This window comes from Pseudobacteroides cellulosolvens ATCC 35603 = DSM 2933 (genome assembly GCF_001262605.1).
GTDB lineage: Bacteria > Bacillota > Clostridia > Acetivibrionales > DSM-2933 > Pseudobacteroides > Pseudobacteroides cellulosolvens.
The window spans coordinates 1,664,359-1,685,541 of sequence record NZ_LGTC01000001.1 but is presented as its reverse complement, the minus strand read 5'-3'; the positions used below and the strand labels follow the sequence as shown (position 1 = coordinate 1,685,541).

Here is a 21,183-nt window from a genome sequence, read left to right as displayed (position 1 = left end):
ATATAACATGGAATCCATCGGATCCTTCTGAGCAGGATGTAGTAAATATCACTGCTGAAATAGTTAACAATGGAAAAGGCCCAAACAGAATGGGATTTTTGGTAGGTTTCTATATTGACAACCAGTACATCGGTTATACCCGTGTGGACAAGAACATTGAATTAGGGGAAACTGTAAAGGTTCCATATACATGGGTTGCAACACCAGGAGTCCATGTTTTGAAGGTAGTGGCAAACGATATATTAGATATCTTAAAGGAAACTGACAAAAAGAATAACTCAACTACAGTGGCTTTGACAACCAAACAGGTTAATTTCGCGGATATTGCAATAGACAGTGTTGCATATGTTGCCGATGGTGAAAACCTTAACAGTGAAATGCCCTTTGCTTACAGGGCAAAAATATCAAATACCGGTACAGCAAATGCTGAAAAATTTAGTGTATCCCTTTATATTGACGGAAAATGGGTCCAAAAACAGAGCATAAACCTCTTAAAGCCGGGTGCGGAGACGTATGTAACATTTATTGTAAAACCTTCCACTGGTTCTCATGAGATAACGGTTAAGGCGGATGATCCATCACCTTTACTTAAGGAAATTGAAAGAGAAAATAATGAATTGAGTATTGTAACGCCGGAGTTTACTGTATCGTACCCGAAAATATCCCTTGGAGCTTTAAGCTGGATGCCGCAGGAATCGGTTATTACAGAAGGTACATCATTGACATTCTCAGCTAAAGTTACAAATAACAGTACAACAGATATAACTCATGAGTTTAATGTTGACTTTATTGTGGATGGACAAAAGTTCAAAACAGTTACTTTAGAAAAACTAGGTGCTGGTGAAGTGGCTGATGTTACAGCACGCTGGACTGCTTTGCCTGGAACCCACAAGATAAAAGTTTGTGCCGATAGTGATAATGTTGTGACAGAAGATGGAACGCTAACGGCAATTGAGTCTGATATACCGTCAATAAGGCTTATTTATCCGGATCTTTACATATCAGATGTAACATGGTCACCTACAAATATCAAATATGGTGATCAGGTCACATTTATTGCACGGGTAAGCAACCAAAGTGTAACCTCAGTATTCAAGAATTTTAATGTATCTCTGTATATGGATGGTAAGCAGGTGGCAGGTAAGACAGTTAATGGGATTAGAGGTCACAGCACTGCAATTGTTGATCTTACATGGAAGGCAAATTTACTCGGAAGCCATAATTTCAAGATAGTTATAGACAATGAAAAAGCCCTTATTCTTGAGCCTCTTCAGGAAGGCCTTAAGAGAGTTGAAGAGGGTAATATAAATATTTCCGATTCCTTAATGATGGAAGCACATCCAAACAATAATGATGCAGACTTAGGGTTTATGTCCAGTTTATTTATTGCAGATGACGATTTGATTCCTGTTTCTGTAAAGGTGACCAAGGCAAGCAGCAATGGAATGCTTCTGGGAACTGAAGATGGTATTGGAGCCATGTACTCCCTTGTGAAAGGAAATGAAAAGGTTTCGGGCGAATTGGGATTTGACAAGGTCAGCCGTACATTTAAGACTGAAATTCCTATTTCAAATTTAAGCGTGGGCAATTACATTCTTACACTTGAAGCAGGTGATGGTGTTGAAAAATTAACATCCACATGCAATATTTCAATAATGCCCGAAACAATAGCATCTATTGATACTGACAAAGAGCAGTATCAGTTTGGTCAACCGGTACATATAAATGGTTCTATCAGGCTTATAGACGGTACACCGCTTGTCGATGAACAGATTGTACTCGATTTGCAGTTAGAGCCCCAACTTAAAGAACCTGTAGAAGTATCGACTAAGAACGGAGGTAAATACCTTGCTACATGGCATGGGGAGCATATAATCCTTCTTACGACCGACGCAAACGGCAAATTTACATATGATTTCTACCCTGCGTTTGGAGAGGCAGGTTTATGGCATGCAAATGTTTTTGCATATAAAAGAGGCCTTGGTGCAGGAGCTTCAACCGATTTTAATATAATTGGTATGGTTGCTGTACCATCAAATGCTTCAATAACATCGACCAAAAACTCACGTTTCTCAAAAGTAATAAATATAAAAAATGCATCTGATGAGGGAGGAAAAACATTAACAGGTATAAATGCAGTACTTGTACCGTTGACTCAAAACAGTAAGGTTACAGCTATACCTGACAGTACAAATTTAAAAGTGACATTAGCACCTGGAGAAACCACGGGAGTAGTAATAAATTTCAATGCACCTCTTGATGCAGATGATACAGCCGAATACCGTATAGATTTCAGCAGTTCGGAAGGTGCTGTTGCTTCATCCACAGTAAAATTGAATCTAAGACCTGCAGTACCTATGCCAATTACCGACCCAAGGGGAATAGAGGTAGGACTTAATCCGGGACAGAGTATTGTAAGGACAATTAAGCTAACAAATAAAGGCCTTGGCAATATGAAGGGCATCAAGCTGGAATCACCTGCAAGGCTTCCATGGATAACAGCAGGAAACTTAGGCAAGACAGAGCTTGCACCAGGTGAATCCACTACATTTGAGATATTAATCAATCCTTCAACAGATATTCCTTTAGGTGAATATCAGGATAAAGTAGTTGTGACCGATGGAAAATACAGTTCAACTGTTACGGTTGCTTCGGAAATTTCCAGTGCACAAAGTGGATCGGTATCATTTATAGTATCTGACGATACAGGTGTCAGGGTACCGAATGCTGAGGTAAACCTTATTGGCAAGCAGCCATTTGTGCAGATAAAGGATGGAAAAGAGGTTACATACTACCAGCATTTCTATGGCCGTACCGATACAAATGGTGTTATAGTGTTTGAAAACAAGCCTTTAGGCGAATATGATTATTCAGTTCAGGCAAGTGCCCATAAGAGTATTAAGGGTAATGCATCAGTAATGCCTAAAACAGATGCGGCAGTAGTAAACGTTACAATGGAAATGCTTCCTGTGCAAGTTGAATGGACGGTCAAACCTACGACCATACAGGACAAATATGATATTAAACTTGAAATGACCTTTGGAGCAAACATACCCAAACCGTATTTCGGTTATGTGCCTCCTTGGATCAACATTCCCAAACAGATTACCGATCCAATGATAGTTGAGGCAACTGTTGTTAACTGTGGCTTGGTTGCTATTACCGATGTCACTGCATCCATTTTAAGGGAGAACTCCAATGATACAGGTATAAGTATTATTGGCGGAGGTTATATAGGAGAGATCCCTGCTCATGGAAGTGTTAAAATTAAACTCCTTGTCCAGCCTGGATACTATAACTTAAGACCTGGTAAACATCAGGAAACAGGTTTACCATATAATGCTATAATGCTGCACGGTTATTATGTAAGCTTCGATAGGGATACAGGACTTCCAATTGACCCTCCGGAAGAACTCAGCGGTAACATAGCGTTATTTAATAATGCAGAACAAAAGGTAACTTATAAAGCTTCTATGCCATCAGGTGAAACAGTAACGGAAGAAATAGAGCTTCCTAAGGATGCTGAGATTGAAGAAGTTGATTACCTTATCGGAAGAGGTGATGGAAAACCTGCTCTGCCTGAAAGCGGACAATCAGGAAAGGGTACCTATGAGATTGTAACTCTGAGCCTTGACCAGACTGCAACTCTTGAAAGGCAGGCATTTAATGCAACACTTAAGATATCAAACGGATATGTGGCATATGCACTTGCCAACATGGCGGTTAAAGTGGTTGTAACAGATAAGGATGGCAAAGATGTAACAGGTAATAACTTCATTATAGCTACAGGGTTAAACGGGATTGAGAACCTTGACGGATCATCATCACTGCTGTCAGGTAAGAGTATGACGGCTGATTGGCAGATAATACCGGGTGATGGTTTGGGCGGAACAAATCCTGAAGGGGAAAAGTACTATGCAAAGGCGGTCTTGTCGTACTTTGTAAACGGACACTATGTTGAAACTCAGACACAGGCTGAGGAAATAACCATAATGCCTCAGCCTAAGATAAACCTTCATTATTATATACCACACGATATAACAGCAAACCAGACCTTCAAGCTTGGAGTGACGGCTGAAAATACAGGTGACGGAACTGCAAAGAACCTTGTTATAGATTCTGGCCAGCTTAATATCAAGTCAAATCAGGCAGGGCTTCAGACCAAGTTTGAAATACTGGGCACTTCCTTTGGCAGCAATACTGAAAGCAGCTTTAGGCTGAACCTTGGAGATATTGCTCCTCACAGTCAGGTTACAGGCTACTGGATAGTAAAATGGTCAATGTATGAGGAAAAGGAAGATGCTAAGCCTATAGAGGGAGAATTCCTTGATTTTAAAGCATCGCTTCATCATCAGGATTATAAGGGCATTCAGCTTAATCCATTGATAGTGGGAGTTACAACAGAGATAATTGGAAAAGATAACTTGAAGCTTACTGCTGATGGTGATGTTTCATATACTCTTATAGATAAAGACAACACAGGAATACCAAATTATCTTATTAACTTGAAAACAGGTATGAAACTGCCAATTTATATACCTCAAACATTAAATGTGACAAAGCAGCCTGATCCAAGTGAATCTACACTGAAATTTAAGGTTCCTGTACCTGAAGGTAATCCGGATGATCAGGGAATGCCGCGTTATCAGGTGTTAATGCTGAAAGCTCCTGAAAATTACAACACTATTCGTTCTGTAGAGAGAGAATCATTTGTTGAAGGGGAGGAAAAGAGGCTTCTAAGCCTTGCTAACGCATGGATAGATTATGGAAATATATATGTTGTTGATGAAATTCCGGTTTCAAAGGTTAAACCTGCTGATTCTACGAAAGTACAGGCTCGTTACTATTATCCGTCAAGCTATACTGTTGATTTTAGCTCGGGTGCAGTTATAAGCTCGGTGGAAAGTGCCCAGGTTTATTATACAGAAGATAAGGAAAAAGGACCACAGTATGCATACTATGACATTGGCCATTACATAGATGAAGGAATGACAACCTCTGTAAGGGCTGAAGTAACCAATAAGGGTAAAGCGGTTGAAAGCGGTACAGTAGAATTCTTTGCAAAACGCTATAATGATAAAACTGAAACTAAAATCGGTGAAATTGGTTTTAGTGGAATTCAGCCATATAATTCCAAATATGCGTACACAACATGGACTCCGGCAAAAGGAGGGAAGTATACCTTAACTGCAAGAATAAAGGATAGCAACACAAAGGATGCTAAGGGAGAAGTAACTGCAACAATCAACTATAGACCTATAGCAGAAACTAGTGCCGATTTCTCAGCAGATGTCCTCACAAAGGCACACTTTGACAGCTCACGCTCATATGATAAGGACGGTTATATACAGGCGTTCAAGTGGGATTTTGGCGATGGCGAGTCGGGAGTAGGAGTATGCCCCAGCCACAAGTACCTGCATTCCGGTACTTATAAGGTTAAGCTGACAGTTGTTGATAATAACAATGCAGAGAGTACCTCAGAGATGCAGGTTACAATTAAGGAGACAAGGGCTGACCTTAGAATAGGACAGCTCATAATAGACCAAGAGACACTTGAAGAAGGGCAGATTGTGAAGATTACAGGAACAATACAAAATGCTGGTTACTGTGATACAAAAAAACCGTTTCTAGTAGGATTCTATGTAGATAACAAATATGTAAATTATAAGAGGATTACAGATAATATAGCACCGGGAGGAACAAAGGAAGTAACCTTCGATTGGGTTAATACAAAAGGCAATCACATAGTTACATTAATTGCAAATGATATAGGCCATCCAGTGGATGAAGCCGACTTTGACAATAACCAGAAGAGCAGGCCAATAAATGTTAGTCAGGCATTCTTCCCCAATATCAAAGTTGATAGCTTTACTGCTGATGTATCATTTGATGAAGCTTTAGACTGGAACCAAAAAGTAGGCTTTACTGCCAACATATCCAATAGAGGCAATGCAAATACAGGAAGCTTTAATGTAGCATTCTATGTGGATGATAAGCTTGCAGAAACTAAAACAGTACAAGGCCTTGATTACCAGGATGGAGCTAATGCAACTAAAGTCACTTTCACGTGGAATATAAAGGACGAAGGAAAGCATATATACAAAATTGCAGCAGATGGACCTTTGGCACATGTTGTTGAGACAGACAAAAACGATAATGCTAAGGAACTTGAAGGATCTAATATTAAATTAAGATACCCTGATCTGAAGGTTGAAAGCCTGAGCGTTTCACCTGACAATGGAAAGCTTGACGCAGGCCAAAGTGTTATAATTAATGCATTAATATCCAATAACGGATACAGCACAACAAGCAAACAATGCAAGGTTGCTTTCTTCGCAGACGGCAGGTATTTAGGGGCAAAGGATGTTGGAATTATAACAAAGGACGGAAATATTTTCGCATCATATACATGGGACAGACCTATAAACGGAACAAAGTTTATAGAGGCTTATGCGGACTATAATAATGATATTCATGAAGTATCGGACGAAAACAATAAGTTAAGATATACTGTTACAACCCCGATGAATATTAATTTACCTGATTTGGTTATAGAGGGCATTGCTACTGAACCTTCATCAGGTACAGCCAGGTTTGGAGATGAAGTCACAACAAAGGTATACCTAAGAAATGCAGGAACAGCTTATATAAAGACTCCTTTTACTACTGCCCTTTATATAAATAAAAAGCTGGCTGGTAAGTTTGAAACTAAAGAAAGCCTTGCACCGGGACAGAGCACTGCCGGCACCGTTACATGGACTGCAGACATTCTGCCTACTGCACCTGATTACGAACTAACGGCCTATGCAGACATATATACTAAGCTTGTTCTTTCAAACCGCAGCCATTCAACCAAGACTGCTTATTATAAAGTAAAAGGGGAAGTGAATTTAGCTCCTGATACTATAAACAATGCTTATACTGTTGGAGAAAAGCCTAAGCTAAAATTAAAGGTTAATTCTACAAATGAACCTGGGACCCCGTTGACTCCTGGGAGTGGTGTAAAAGCACGCATAAACATTTATAAAGGTTTGCCTGATACTGATGGAAAGTCCATAGGAGAAGCAGTATATGGGCAGGATATGGTATACGACGAATTGGAAGGAAAATATACATCTGTAGTTGATATTCAAAATATAGGAAGTATTTTAGAGCCAGGTCAATATACCATTGAATATGCGGTAACAGTGGGTTCGGATGAAAAGAAAATCTGCAAAGCCTTCAAGCTAGTAAATGATTATGTCGTTACTGTTAATACAGGAAAACAAACATATGCGGCAAATGAACCTGTTGACATATCGGGTACTGTAACCGATTCGGATGGAAAAACACCGTTAGCTGGTGTGAATGTAAAGGTTATAGTTGTTGGGGAAGAGGAATTGAAGTTTAATACCATAACGGATGAAAATGGAAAATTTAATCATAAATTCCAAGTGACGGCCGGGTGTGGAGGTTCCTACTCATTAAAAGTTTCAGCAATTTATGATGGTGCTCAAAAGATGAGCAGTTCCAAAGTGTTCTATATTGAAGGACCTGTATTGACTTTCAATAATTCAATTAAAATAACTGCAGGATATTCTAACACTGTTCCAATTACATTATTAAATGTAGGGACCTTGCCAATTACCGGTATAACAATAAATAAGGTGTTTAATGAAGACAGAGATGGCTTGACGGCAGAAATCCAGGGTGAAATACCTGAAAGCTTGGATGCCGGCAAATCAGCAGAATTAAAACTTAAAATATCAGCCGGAGTACAAACCGTACCTGGTATAAAAGACCTTGAATTAACTGCAGAATGTAAAGAAGGCTATACTTATAAGGCACAGCTTGCAGTCACTATTGAGGAACCCAAGCCAAAGAGCAGGATCGATATTGGTGGAGGAGTTGAGGTCAACGAAAAGGCATTAACATCTGCTGATTATATTGTAGGTGCCTTTAAGAAAGAAAAGATAACTTCTTCATTAAGACAGGGGAGTACCGATACACAGGTAATCCATATAATGAACAGCGGAAACGCTCCCATAAGGGACATAAAAGTTATACCTCCAGCTACACTGCCGTGGGTAACAATAACTACATCAGGCACCCAGTTGGTTGAACCTGTAAGTAAGGGGTTTAGCATAAGAGATTCCAACTCACATGCAAATATTTTAGTTCATATTTCTCCGACAGATGTGGTACAGCAGGGAATTTATGAGGATTATATTACAATAACCTCAAATGCAGGGGAGTCAAAGGTACCTGTAATGATAAATGTCGGTGCTTCCAGCGTAGGTACATTTGTTATACAGGTTCTTGATGAGGATTCTGCACCGGTTAATGATGCTGTTTTTGAATTGTCAGGCCCCATAGCAGAGGGCGGTAAACAGGATTCCAACGTTAATGTATATAGAGGAACTTTCCAGGGTGATGCTACTTACAAATTTGAAAATGTTCCATCAGGAAATTATATAGCTAAAGTAACGGCTCCATACTGCAAGGAGCTTGAATGCAATTTCGATGTTCAAGCTTTAATAGAGCTTGAACCTCAGAAGGTTTATCTTGAGAAGATGCCGTTTACTCTGGAATTATCTACAGAATCTATTATTGATACAATGAATTCCGATTTTAAGAATGGCAATACTGAACTGGTATATAAACAGGTAATGAAACCTGAAGGTGCCAAGCCTGAATTGATTTCACATTATCCTGGTTACGAAATGTATGACTCAGATATGGCATTAAATATGTCCGAACTGATATCAATTAAAAATTCGTCTGACAGTGGTATCATATACGACGTTCAAGCGAAACTCAAAACGGGTAACACATATTTGCCAAAGGATGCCGTTTCATTGATTAAAGGAGGAGCAGACAGTGCAACGCTTGATTTGGACGATTTTTCAGCAAAAGATATAAAGGACTTATTTATATATGTTAATGATGACAAGATGTGTGACATTGTAAAAATCCAAGAGACCGATACGCCAGGAAAATATACTGTTATTCCGCCTGTAGGCATGACACAAAAAAGGATTAACGGCTGGATAAGTGATTATAGTTTATGGAAAGATGATGGAAGGGCTGTAACAAGTGCAGTTTATAATACTGTTGATGGGTCATATACAATAACTCTTAAACCGCGTAATGACGGTACTTATGTTACACCGTCACCAAAAATAAATAAATTCTATGAAAGGGTTAATTTTGACTTTGAACTGGAGCTCACGGGTAAAGTATTTAATATGTTCAATATGGAGGAAGCTGTTAAATTAAGCATTCCTATAAGACTGCATTTTGTTCCATATCTGGCTTTTGGAGATGAAACCGATCCAAGGGATGAGGAAAGAATCAAAGTAAAAGCAGCATTTAATCCATTAAGATTTAAAGATATGGAGTCTTTAAGAGTTAAAGAATTTAGTGAAAATTTCTTAAAGAAAATGGGCAAAAGATCGGTTGAAAAACCGGAAGCTATGGGTACGGCACTTGGAAGCTTTGACTTTTCACAGGATACAGTTTTAGCCGATGAATCATTTAATGCCGATTTCTCACTTTTTAACCCATCTGACTTCCAATATATAAATGGTGCAGATATTGAACTACTCATAACAGACATGGAACTTGACAGTGAAGGACAACTGCCTGTGGGAGCTAAGATCCTAAATGACAAGTTCAATATCAGTTTGACTAAAAATATTAAGAATAAGGATGGAAAAAGTACTTCCCAAACATATGATGATGAATCTGTAAATATAGAGACAATTGATCCTGGAAGCAAGTTAAATGTCATCTTCAATATATTAAGAAAATCAATGGCCGATAATGAGAATGAAGAAAGTGTTTATAGCAAAAAAGCATATCTTTATGTAAAGTACAAATTTACAAAGGATGACGAAACATTTAGCGGTATTACAAAATCAAAAGCCGTGGAGATTGAACCTCCTGCAAAGATATACTTAAGTTATGAATTCAAAAAGACTCCGGATAATTTATATGAAGTAACGGTGAAGGCTACCAATGCAGGATTAGGAAGAGCAAGAGGATTAAAACTTTTGCCTCCTGTGATAAGCAGTTCTGAACATGTAGTGCTTATTGAGGGAAAAGTTGAAGGAGGACAATGGGAGCAGAATATTTCATGTCTTGAGTTCGGTGACATAGCTCCAAACCAGACAGTTACAGGCTACTACCATCTTCTTGTTTCCGGTGATATCGACCTTGCTCAAAGTATAAGCTTTAAGGTGCTTGATGAGAATTCATCAGGAAAGGTACTGTTGACGCCACTTACATATAATCAGGTGGAAACCTTTGACTTCAATGATTTAAGGGATGAGCTTAACCGGTTAAAAAATAACATAAGCGGACAGGGCGGGCTTCTTGACAAGAGTACAGAGGATTTGTCAAGGGCTATGTATGAATCATTAGAATATGTCAATTCTTTGGATGATGCCAGAAGGACTACTGAATTACTGGATATTTTAAATTCCGGGTTTGGACTTATATATAGTAGTATTAACTTCTTCTTAAGTGCCAAAGATATTGCAAAGTCGTATGTTAATGGAAAATACGGATCGGGCAGCGGCAGTGCAAAAAGTGCCAAGACAGCTGTATCCATAGGAAACAGCAAAGTAATTTCCAAGGTGAATAAAGCATTGGATACTGTGAACAAGATATCAGATGCTGTAAATAAAGCTATAACTTTAAAAAGCACATATGACGGTATCATGAAGCTATTTACAGAAGCGAAAAGCAAACTTGATTTATCGTTGGTGCAGAAAATCAATAAAGTTGTCAATAAATATACAAAAGTATATGTCACCAGTGACGATAAAGCAGGATTTGTGCTTCAAGAGCTCGAGGATTATGTTGAAGCTAAAAAACAGGAAGGCGGGCTTATTACAGATGGTAATGTAACCTACCTGTCGAAAGAGTTTATTGAAAAATGGAAACAGGAGAATTATTATAACAATATTACTGAGGATGGTAAGATCTATAAGATTAATGATAAGATTTACCTGACTGAAGAAAACTGCAAGGTATTGGAGAACATTGATCCGGCGGATGATAATAGGAGTGTTGTGCAGATTGATGAGGCAAGAAAGAGTCTTTCTGAGACAGAAGCATCCCTGAAAAAGAGCAAGGAGTATACCCAGGAGCTTATCGAAAAGTGTGCTAAATATAATATCGACGGAAATAATGCATTGGATTTGGAGTTGGAAATAGTTGAAGATGTAAAAGAAGCAGAAGCAGATCCTGAAATTTATCAAGATGGAAACGTTGTATATATTTCAAAGGAATATATAAATAAATGGAAGCTGAAAAATGGTAAAACCCCGGCAGATACAGAAGTAAAGAAGCCTTACAAGGATGGTAATGTGCTCTATGTTTTTGGCGACTATTTGGATTTAAATGCGAATAATACATCTGAAGCAAAAGATGCACTTGAGAAAACAAAAGCTAAATTAAAACCTGCCCTTGATGAGGTCCAAAAGGCTATGGACGTTCAAGATGAAGCGTTTTACAATGATGTGTCGGGAAAAATAGATAAAACTCTTGGCATTATAAATAGTACTTTATCCTTGTGTCAGAGCATTGTTGACTTAAATAAGGCTGTTGATGATATTGAGTTGATAAGACGTAATTTGGATCAATTTATCAATGAAGCAAACCAGGCACTTGGAGCAGAAAATAGTCCTGCAGTAGATAATGAGGCTCAATCGGAGTCTGAGGAAGAGGAAGAAGAAAGAGAAGAACAAAAGTACGGTGAGTACTCTGTACTTTTTGAAGGGGATGCACATGTTGAATCTGAGAGAGCTCTTCTTGAGCGTCTTACTGCAACTAGCAGCCTTGATAAATTAGACAGTGACTTATTAAAAGTGGCTCACCACGGAAGCCAATCTTCAACTGACAGCACATTTTTACAGCTTGTTACACCTGATGAATCTGTAATATCGGTAGGTGAAAACAATGAGTATGATCATCCATCAGATATTACAGTTTCAAAGCTTGAAAACATTGGATCGGAGGTTTATAGAACTGATGAAAACGGTACTGTTGAAACTGAGATTTATGATGAATCAACCAATCAACTGGTTGCAAAGGTAACTGTACTTGATGTAAATCAAGGTGATTGTATTCTTATAGAAGCCGGCGGAAATAGAATGCTTATTGACGGTGGAGCAGGAAAAGGAATATATCCGTTGAAAGCTGCGGATTTTAGCAGAATCGATGCAATTGATTCATTGAAATACCTAGTAATAACGCATCCTGATTCAGACCATTATAACTATTTGAACAAAATATTGTTTCTGCAAAAGCCAGGCAAACATATTGAAGTTACAGATAAGGTGTTCATACCTGAAGTTGACAATACGGTAACAACTCCTACCTATAATACGTTTGAACAAAATATTAAAACGCGGTATAACGGCCAATATGTAGTTGTAGGAAGCAATATGGTAGGTGAAACCATATACCTTGATGATTCCAATCAGGTTGCCTTTGAATTTTTAGGCCCTGTAAAGAACTTTTATAACGATCCTGAATTAAGATATAAAGAAGATAAAACCAACAACTCATCAATTATTCTGAAGATGACCTACAAGCCTCAGAGTCAGTTAATGATGAGTCCTGATGAATCGGGAACAAGCTCTAGTTATGCTGCTCCTAACAATGGCATTAGAATTGTAACTCGTTACTGGGTTAAAGAAGGCGACTCAATGGTTAAAAAGCAGGATGTGAGAAAGCTCATTGGCTCCGGTACTATCAATATTAAGGATATTGCACAGTATATTAATAAAAGTCAGGAAAACAGTGTTTTTGTTAAAAACATGGATAACTACAAAAACTGGATAAGTAATGCATTAGGCAGCATGAAAGATTTAAAAATTAATAACCTAGATTCTGTCAGGGAAAAGCTTAAAGCTTCACTTGAACAGATAGCCGCTGCAAAGAAACAAGCCGGTGGCAATTCTGCATTTGATGTACAGAAGGAACTGGATGAAATAATTAAAGGTATGCCTGATGACTATGATGCAAGGAGCATGTATATAATTCAATGCATTCTTGGATTGGAAGAGTACAAGATATTAACCACTAATAACATGTATAATGCCTATGCTAAATATCTCGAGGAAGATCACAATATTGATGAAGGTTTTGAAGATTTACAGGATTACAGTGATATTAGTCCGGATATCAAGCTGAGCAAAGAGTATATAACTAAAAGTGTGGGTTCTATAAAGGATGTTTCCGATGCATTGATGAATGAAGCGATAGAGATTGTTGAAAATTATATTTATAACAGTGAGGATGCTCCTTCATATTATCCTACAAAGGTACTCCTTAAATATTTCAATGATTTGAATGAGCAGATCGAATCAATTGTAGGAAAACAGGGCGATCGGAAAGAGGGTTTTGGACAATATAAAAATATTAATGTATTTAACAGCTTGGGAGATGAGGTACATCCTGAAAATAAAGATCTTACTGTAATGAAGGAACAATATCTCAAGCTATTGAAGGATAGCATTGACGGTTATGAGACTATCATTGACAGATGGGATTTGAATATTTCAAAAGCAGGGTTATATTCAGTTAATGCCATATTGCAGCCATATAATTATGTTATGGGTTTGAACCCAATCGGTTCTCTTTTGACATTGCCTACAACATACTACTACAGCAAGGCAATAGGTGCAGTAAATAGTGCTGAAATGAGTATCTATAAAGAAGAAAATACCAAAAGCGGAGTAATATCTGAAGATCTGGCAAATATGGTGATAAATACTGGATTGACATTTAATAGGGAAATTGGAATTTCCGAATCAGCAAACAACATCATCAGGAATATTGATAAGTGGAGGAAGATTGACCCTCCAATACCGGTAGAACCTGTTAGCATATCAGTATCGGATATAACAATTAACGATGGTGAGAAGAGAGGTTTTGGTGAGGCAGTAGTTATCCTGAAAAATGTTCATACAGGAGAGGTATCCGCTCTGGTAAACATGGATATATTCGGAGGTAAATTGAAATATGGAAGCTATACATCCGATCCGGTATCAATAAAGCCTTATGAAACTGTTGTAATAAAAATACCATTTGAAGTACAGCGATCCAGCCTTGTTGACATAGCAGGATACAGAAGTTTTGTTACCATCAGCTTATCAGAACCTGGAACAATGTCTCTCGGCGATCCGAAAGGTCCATATATATCACATTTCTATGCAGGCACTGAAGAGCAGTTAAATGCCTTAAGAGGTAATATAAAGGTTGTTCAGCCTCTTGGCGGAATGCTTGATGGTGGTGAAGAGGCAGAAGAATTATATACTGCATCAAACAATGCACAGGAAATAAAAATTATTATGGCTTCGAAGGATTCGTCGAAAATGCAGCTGCATCTTTATGACAAATCAGGAAATCATATAGGATATGTTTCAGGCGATGGATATAAGAACAGCATCCCTGAATCAGAGGTTATTTCAATGAGAAATAACAATGACACTATAGTAATCCGCAATCCCCATAATGGACCTTATAGGATTGTAGTAAGGTTACCTGAAGGGGAAAATGAAGAGGAGTATTCCTTGGAAGTAACTGAACTTGTAAATGTCGGAGCCATACCTGATGTGGACCTGCCGAGAGTTATTATAAGTAATACCCAAAATGCTGAATTTATCGTTAATATACTTGAAAGTTCATACCAAAACAAAATTGATAATGTAGAGATCCAGACTGGCGAATTCAAAGATATTAATGGAAGAAGTGTGCCAATCATAAAAAACAGCTTTAAGGCCATGAACGGAACAGATCTCTCAAGTGGTATACAATCCGGTATCCCAGTTGGAATGGCTGCTGTTGTTAAATGCGGGGTAGAGTTTGGCGAAGATCTGCCAGATGGAATATATAACGGTAAGGTAAATGTTACAGTCAAAGGTGTTAATCTGAATCCTGACTTCGGTAGGTATCTGTCAGTTACAGATAGTGTTTATGGTTGGAAATATAATAAGGGAGACGGATCCCCTATTCGGAAGAGTATTCGGAATACTCTATTGATATACCTGTAACCATTATAATAGAGACTTCAGTACCAGCTGAACCGAAGGTATCGAGTGTTGAAAAAAGAGTATATGATGGAAGGTATTATGCTTATATAGAGGGAACTTCCGAAGAAGGTTGTTTTACAGAAGTATATGTTGACGGAGAATTGTCTGATAAAGTGCTTGTAGATAGTGATAAGAAATTTAGCTTCAAGTTTGAACTTGCAAGCGGAAACCATAATATAGAGATAATTTCAAGAAACGCATTAGGAACCAGCAGTACTTCAAGCTATACTTCAGTTATTTCCGGAGTGGATAATAAAGGCCCTGTTATTGCACCTGTTTCTCCAAAGGATGGGGAACATGTCAGCATACAGCCGAATGAGATTACATTTACAGTATCAGACAGTCAGTCCGATATAAATGCGGATTCCATTAAAGTATTTATAGATGGAACAGAGATAACATCTGACAAACTGGTGGATATGGGAACTGGTAAATGGAAAGCGTTAATAAATCCGGTAACCGATGGAGCACACAGCATTACAGCAAGTGCTTATGATGAAATAGGTAATATCAGTACTTCTAATTGGACATTTATTGTAGATACAACAAAGCCTGTACTTACGGTGCCTGCAAATAAAACTGTAGAGGCAACAGGAATTAAAACTCCTGTTGAAATAGGCAAGGCAACTGCTTCGGATTTATTTAGTGTAACAATAACCAATAATGCTCCTGAAAGTTATCCGTTAGGTACAACTGATGTTATCTGGACGGCAAAGGATGTAAACGGTAATGTAAGTACTGCAGTACAAAAGATAACTGTTGTGGATACAACAAAACCGGTGCTTATAGTACCAGCAGATGTTGAAACAATAGCAACCGGTGAAAAAACGCTGGTTGATATAGGAAATGCAACTGCAACAGATATTTTTGATGTGACTATTACAAATGATGCTACTTCAGCTTATATTGTCGGTATAACAATAGTTACATGGTTTGCCAGTGACGTAAATGGTAATACAAGTACAGCTATACAAAAAGTAAAAGTGGTGGCAGCAACCAATACACCAACACCTACATATTCAGCAACGCCAACAGCAACACCAACACCAACAAAAGCAACGCCTACACCGACAGTAACATCAACACCAACAAAAGCAACACCAACAAAAGCAACACCAACAAAAGCAACACCAACAGTAACACCAACACCAACAAAAGCAACACCAACAAAAGCAACACCAACAGTAACAGCAACACCAACGGCAACACCAACAAAAGCAACACCAACAAAAGCAACACCAACAAAAGCGACAGCAACACCAACGCCATCAGCTACTGCACCATCAGGTGGAGGAGGTGGTGTAATAATACCGTTACCTAATATAACAGCAACACCGACAGCAGTACCAACAGCTACACCAACAGCAACACCAACAAAAGCAACACTGATGCATACATTAAGTCCAACACCAACTGCGACATCAACACCTGTAGTATCTATTGAACCTACGCCTAAGATACCATCTTCAGGTTTCGAGGATATAATTGGGCATTGGGCTGAAAAATATATTTCAAAACTGATTAAAAGAGGATTCATCAGTGGTTATAATGACGGAACAATAAAGCCGAATAACTCAATAACAAGGGCTGAAATAGTAAAAATGCTGGTTAATGCTGCAGGTTATAGTCCAAGTGAAAAGAAATCCTCAAATTTTGCCGACAACAATAAAATTCCATCTTGGGCTATGGGTTATGTAATTACAGCAGCAGAAAAGGGAATGGTAAAAGGCTATAAAGGTAATAACTTCAGCCCGTCAAGTTTGGTGACCCGTGCTGAGATGACGGTGATGATCATGAGGGCCTTCGGTTATGAAATGTCCAATAAAAAAGGTATGCAGTTTAAGGATGCTGATAAAATACCTTCATGGGCTTCAGATTATATAAGCAAGGCTTATGAGATGAAGATAATACAAGGCTACAGTGATAATGAATTTAAGCCCAATAAAGTTTTATCAAGGGCTGAAGCGTTTGTTATAATCGAAAAGTGTATGAGCTTTGATAAATAACAACCCATCCAAAATGATTTATGGAACGACGAAAATAAATAATAGGTGTTGTTTTAATACCGCTCATACTATATAATATAATAGTCAAAAAGTTTGTATAATAAATAATTTTTGAAATATTCTATATTAAAAGTTAATTCATTTTTATATAGGTTAAAGAGGATAAAATGACAAAAGATGCTGAGTATTCAAAGAGTTACGGTAGCAAGGAGATCGCAGCAGCAGCAATAAAGATGTCTATGACAAGTGACAGGTATGAGGAAAAATCACTGCAGTCTGAATATTTAAAAAATGGTATTCATACAGCTGCAGTTGATTATGGAGGAGAATTCATAAACTCCATAATGAAGATCATTGAACGAGCAGTGGTATCCTCAAAAAGAGAAGGTGTAATTACCGATTCTCACGCTGAAGAAGGAGCAGTTGCAGGTGCAGCAAGGGAAGCTTTGTCTCAGATTACCTCGAAAGCCATGGGGCTTAATGTTGGCGGTAAGATAGGTATTGCAAGATATAATGATCATGTTAGTGTTGCAATATTCCTGGGCATTGGTCTTTTACACTTGAATGAAGTAGCTATAAGCGTAGGACATAGGGTGGTTTAGGCTGTTTTGCCTGGCCTCCTATTACTTATAATACTGTAGGACGGGAGAATATGTATGTTGGTAAGAGCAATAAGAGGAGCAACAACAGTTGATAACAATGACTCAAATGAAATAATAGAAGAGACAGGGAACCTTTTAAAAGAGATAATAGCAAAAAATAATATAAATGAAGACGATGTTATAAGCATAGTTTTTAGCGTAACTAAAGATTTGAATGCTGCTTTTCCTGCTGTTGCAGCAAGGAAAATGGGATGGACAGACGTGGCGTTGTTTTGTACAAATGAAATGGATGTGCCGGGAAGTCTGACAAAATGCATCCGTGTCTTGATACATATAAATACAGAGCTTGGTAAAAAGGACTTAAAACATGTGTACCTTAAAGGTGCAAATATTTTAAGACCTGATTTGGCAGAGTAATATTAATATCTGGGGGTTATTGATGCAAAAAAAAATAAGTATTGCAATAGATGGACCAGCCGGTGCGGGCAAAAGTACAATCGCAAAAATGATATCAAAAGAAATGGGTATAGTTTATTTAGATACAGGAGCTATGTACAGGACTGTTGCATTAAAAGCTATACGGGACCAAATTAATACGACTGACAGGGATTCTTTATCAAAAATGGTTGATAGTATTGACATAGCTGTTAATTATATTGATGGTGAACAATTTATTTGTTTAAATGGGGAAGATGTTACGTCTAAGATCAGAACTCCCGAAATATCAATAGGTGCTTCTAATGTAGCTGTTGTGCCTGAAGTCCGTATAAAAATGGTGGAATTGCAAAGACAAATTGCATCAAAAACCAGTGTTATTATGGATGGCAGGGATATTGGTACATATGTTTTGCCCGATGCCCAATATAAGTTTTTTTTAACGGCATCTGTTGAAGAGCGTGCTTTAAGACGATATAATGAGCAGATAGCCAAGGGCTATAAAGATATTAGCCTTGATAATGTAAAAAATGATATTGAATATCGTGATAAGAATGATAGTTCAAGAGAGTTTGCACCGTTGTCAAAAGCGGCAGATGCAATTGAGATTGATACTACAAGTCTGTCAATTGATGAGGTTGCACAAAGGATAATTAATATTATCAGAAAAGAGATGTAATCAATTTATATTTAATTATGTCTATGAAACAATGATCAATAATGCACCAAAATTCCTTATGACTACTATCAAGGATACAAAATCACGAAGTGATTTTGTATATATAATTATCGTACAAGCCGGGGGATGTTAGTTTGGAGATTATTATAGCAAAAAATGCAGGATTTTGTTTTGGGGTTAGTAAAGCTGTAAATTTATTATTTGATTTGCTGGAAAATACAAATGAAAAGTTATATACAGTAGGTCCTATTATACACAATGATCAGGTTGTTGAGAAGCTGAAGTCAAAGGGTGTTCAAGTTGTAAATGATATATCTGAAGTAGAAAATGACGGTCAGGTGGTTATAAGGACCCATGGTGTTACTCCTGAAGTTTATGAAAAAATTAATGGAAGTGGCCTTAAATACTCGGATGCAACATGCCCATATGTAAAAAAAATACACAATCTTGTTAATGAAAAATATAAAGAAGGTTATCAGATAGTAATTATTGGAGATAAGGAGCACCAGGAAGTTAAGGGAATAAATGGCTGGTGTGATGATACTGCTTCTATAGTTTATAGTGAAGATGATGTAAAAAGTATGAATGCAGATAATAAAAATATTTGCGTTGTAGCTCAGACTACAATTACAAAAGAAAAATGGGAAACAATTAATAATTTTTTAAATAAAAAATTTGAAAATATATTAAAATTTGATACAATATGTAGTGCGACCAGTAATCGTCAAAATGAAGCGGAATGTGTTGCGAAAAATGTCGATGCCATGGTGGTAATAGGCGGAAAGAACAGTTCCAATACACAGAAGCTTTATGAAATATGCAAAAAATATTGCAGTAAAACTTACCAAATTGAAACATCCGGTGATCTTCCACCGATGGATATAAAAAATATTAAAAAAATTGGTATTACCGCAGGTGCTTCAACTCCTGACTGGGTAATCAAGGAGGTTATTAGCAAAATGGAAGAATTAAATAAAGCAAACGAAATGAGTTTTAAAGAAGCTTTTGAAAGCTCTTTAGTAACTCTCAATACTGGAGATATTGTTAAAGGAAAAATCATTGGTTTTAACAATTCCGAAGTATTTGTTGACTTAGGGTATAAGTCTGATGGAATTATTAAAATTGAGGAGTTTACAGACGACGTAGATTTTAACCCTGCCCAGTCAATAAAAGTTGGAGATGAAGTAGAGGTTTTTATAGTTAGGGTTAATGATAAAGAAGGTGTTGTAGAGTTATCCAAAAAGAAGGTAGAATCTATGAAAGGCTGGGATTCTCTTGTTGCAGCCTTTGAAAATAAAACACCAGTTAGAGTTAAGGTTATTGAAATAGTAAACGGCGGTGTAATAGCATCTGTAAGCGGTATAAAGATTTTCATACCAGCGTCTCAAGTAAGCGATAAATATGTTAAAGAACTCCATGGATTCTTAAAACAGGTCATGAACATTCGTATTATCGATTACAATAAGCAGAAAAGGAAATTCGTTGGTTCAGCAAGAGTTATTCTTGAGGAAGAAAAAGAAAAAGCGGGAACTGAGTTCTGGGGCAGTGTAGAAATTGGTAAAAAATATACAGGTACAGTAAAAAGCCTTATGGATTTTGGTGCATTTGTTGATATAGGAGGAGTTGACGGCTTGGTACATGTTTCCGAGCTTTCATGGAATAAAATAAAGCATCCTTCTCAAGTTTTGAAGGTGGGTGACAAGATAGAAGTAGTTATAAAAGAGTTTGATAAAGATAAGAAAAAAGTTTCATTAGGATATAAGAAGCATGAAGATAACCCATGGGTTAAAGCAGCTAACAAATATAATGTAGATGATATCGTAAAAGGTAAGGTTGTGCGTCTTGTTCCATTTGGTGCTTTTGTTGAGCTTGATGAAGGTGTAGATGGATTGGTGCACATTTCTCAAATATCAAACGATAGAATAGGCAAGCCATCTGATGTACTTTCAGTTGGTCAGGAAATTGAAGCTAAAATTACTGAGTTCAGTGCAGAGAACAAGAAGATCAGCCTGAGTATAAAGGAAGTTAATCCTATTCCTGCTCCAAACAAGAAAGAAGAAGTAAAAGAGGCAGCTGATTCTTCAGAAGTTGTAAATGCTGAGGAAGAAGTGCCTACTGAGCATAAGGAAGATATGGGAAGTACTATAGGTGATATAATTGGAAAAATAGATGTAGAATAATAAAATAAAAAATATCCATGTGGCTTAAAGCTATATGGATATTTTTTTATGCCCAGGAAATTTCGGTGCATTGTGTACCACAATTTTTCACGATAACAATTAAGGTTGCAAAATCACTTGGTGATTTGTATCTTAATACTTTGCTAGTTTTGACCGATAAATGAATATGAAGCTTTATTTTTTGATATGAAGGTT

The 21,183-nt window shown here is 37.5% G+C and carries 6 protein-coding genes; all 6 read left to right on the top strand.

From position 1 onward, the window contains the following. Positions 1–2: 2 nt before the first annotated feature. Positions 3–15,047, top strand: coding sequence for a CARDB domain-containing protein (locus Bccel_RS06955; RefSeq protein ID WP_242857068.1), 15,045 nt, complete (start codon positions 3–5; stop codon positions 15,045–15,047). 140 nt (positions 15,048–15,187) lie between these two features. Continuing rightward, entirely contained in the window at positions 15,188–17,092 is a 1,905-nt protein-coding gene (locus Bccel_RS32015; RefSeq protein WP_050753225.1) for an S-layer homology domain-containing protein, read from the top strand. Between the two features lie 167 nt (positions 17,093–17,259). Then, entirely contained in the window at positions 17,260–17,694 is a 435-nt protein-coding gene (locus tag Bccel_RS06945; RefSeq protein ID WP_036943711.1) for a HutP family protein, read from the top strand. A 54-nt stretch (positions 17,695–17,748) separates the two neighbouring features. Next, positions 17,749–18,111: a chorismate mutase gene (aroH, locus tag Bccel_RS06940; RefSeq protein ID WP_036943713.1), complete on the top strand. Its 363-nt coding sequence runs from the start codon at positions 17,749–17,751 to the stop codon at positions 18,109–18,111. A 22-nt stretch (positions 18,112–18,133) separates the two neighbouring features. Next, positions 18,134–18,808, top strand: coding sequence for a (d)CMP kinase (gene cmk / locus Bccel_RS06935; RefSeq protein WP_036943715.1), 675 nt, complete (start codon positions 18,134–18,136; stop codon positions 18,806–18,808). A 134-nt stretch (positions 18,809–18,942) separates the two neighbouring features. Further along, complete coding sequence (locus tag Bccel_RS06930) at positions 18,943–20,988, top strand: bifunctional 4-hydroxy-3-methylbut-2-enyl diphosphate reductase/30S ribosomal protein S1 (protein ID WP_036943717.1); 2,046 nt, start codon at positions 18,943–18,945, stop codon at positions 20,986–20,988. Positions 20,989–21,183: the final 195 nt, after the last annotated feature.

Coding starts and splice junctions, on each gene's coding strand:
- aroH (WP_036943713.1), top strand. CDS start 17,749: ATGTTGGTAAGAGCAATAAGAGGAGCAACAACAGTTGATAACAATGAC.
- cmk (WP_036943715.1), top strand. CDS start 18,134: ATGCAAAAAAAAATAAGTATTGCAATAGATGGACCAGCCGGTGCGGGC.
- Bccel_RS06945 (WP_036943711.1), top strand. CDS start 17,260: ATGACAAAAGATGCTGAGTATTCAAAGAGTTACGGTAGCAAGGAGATC.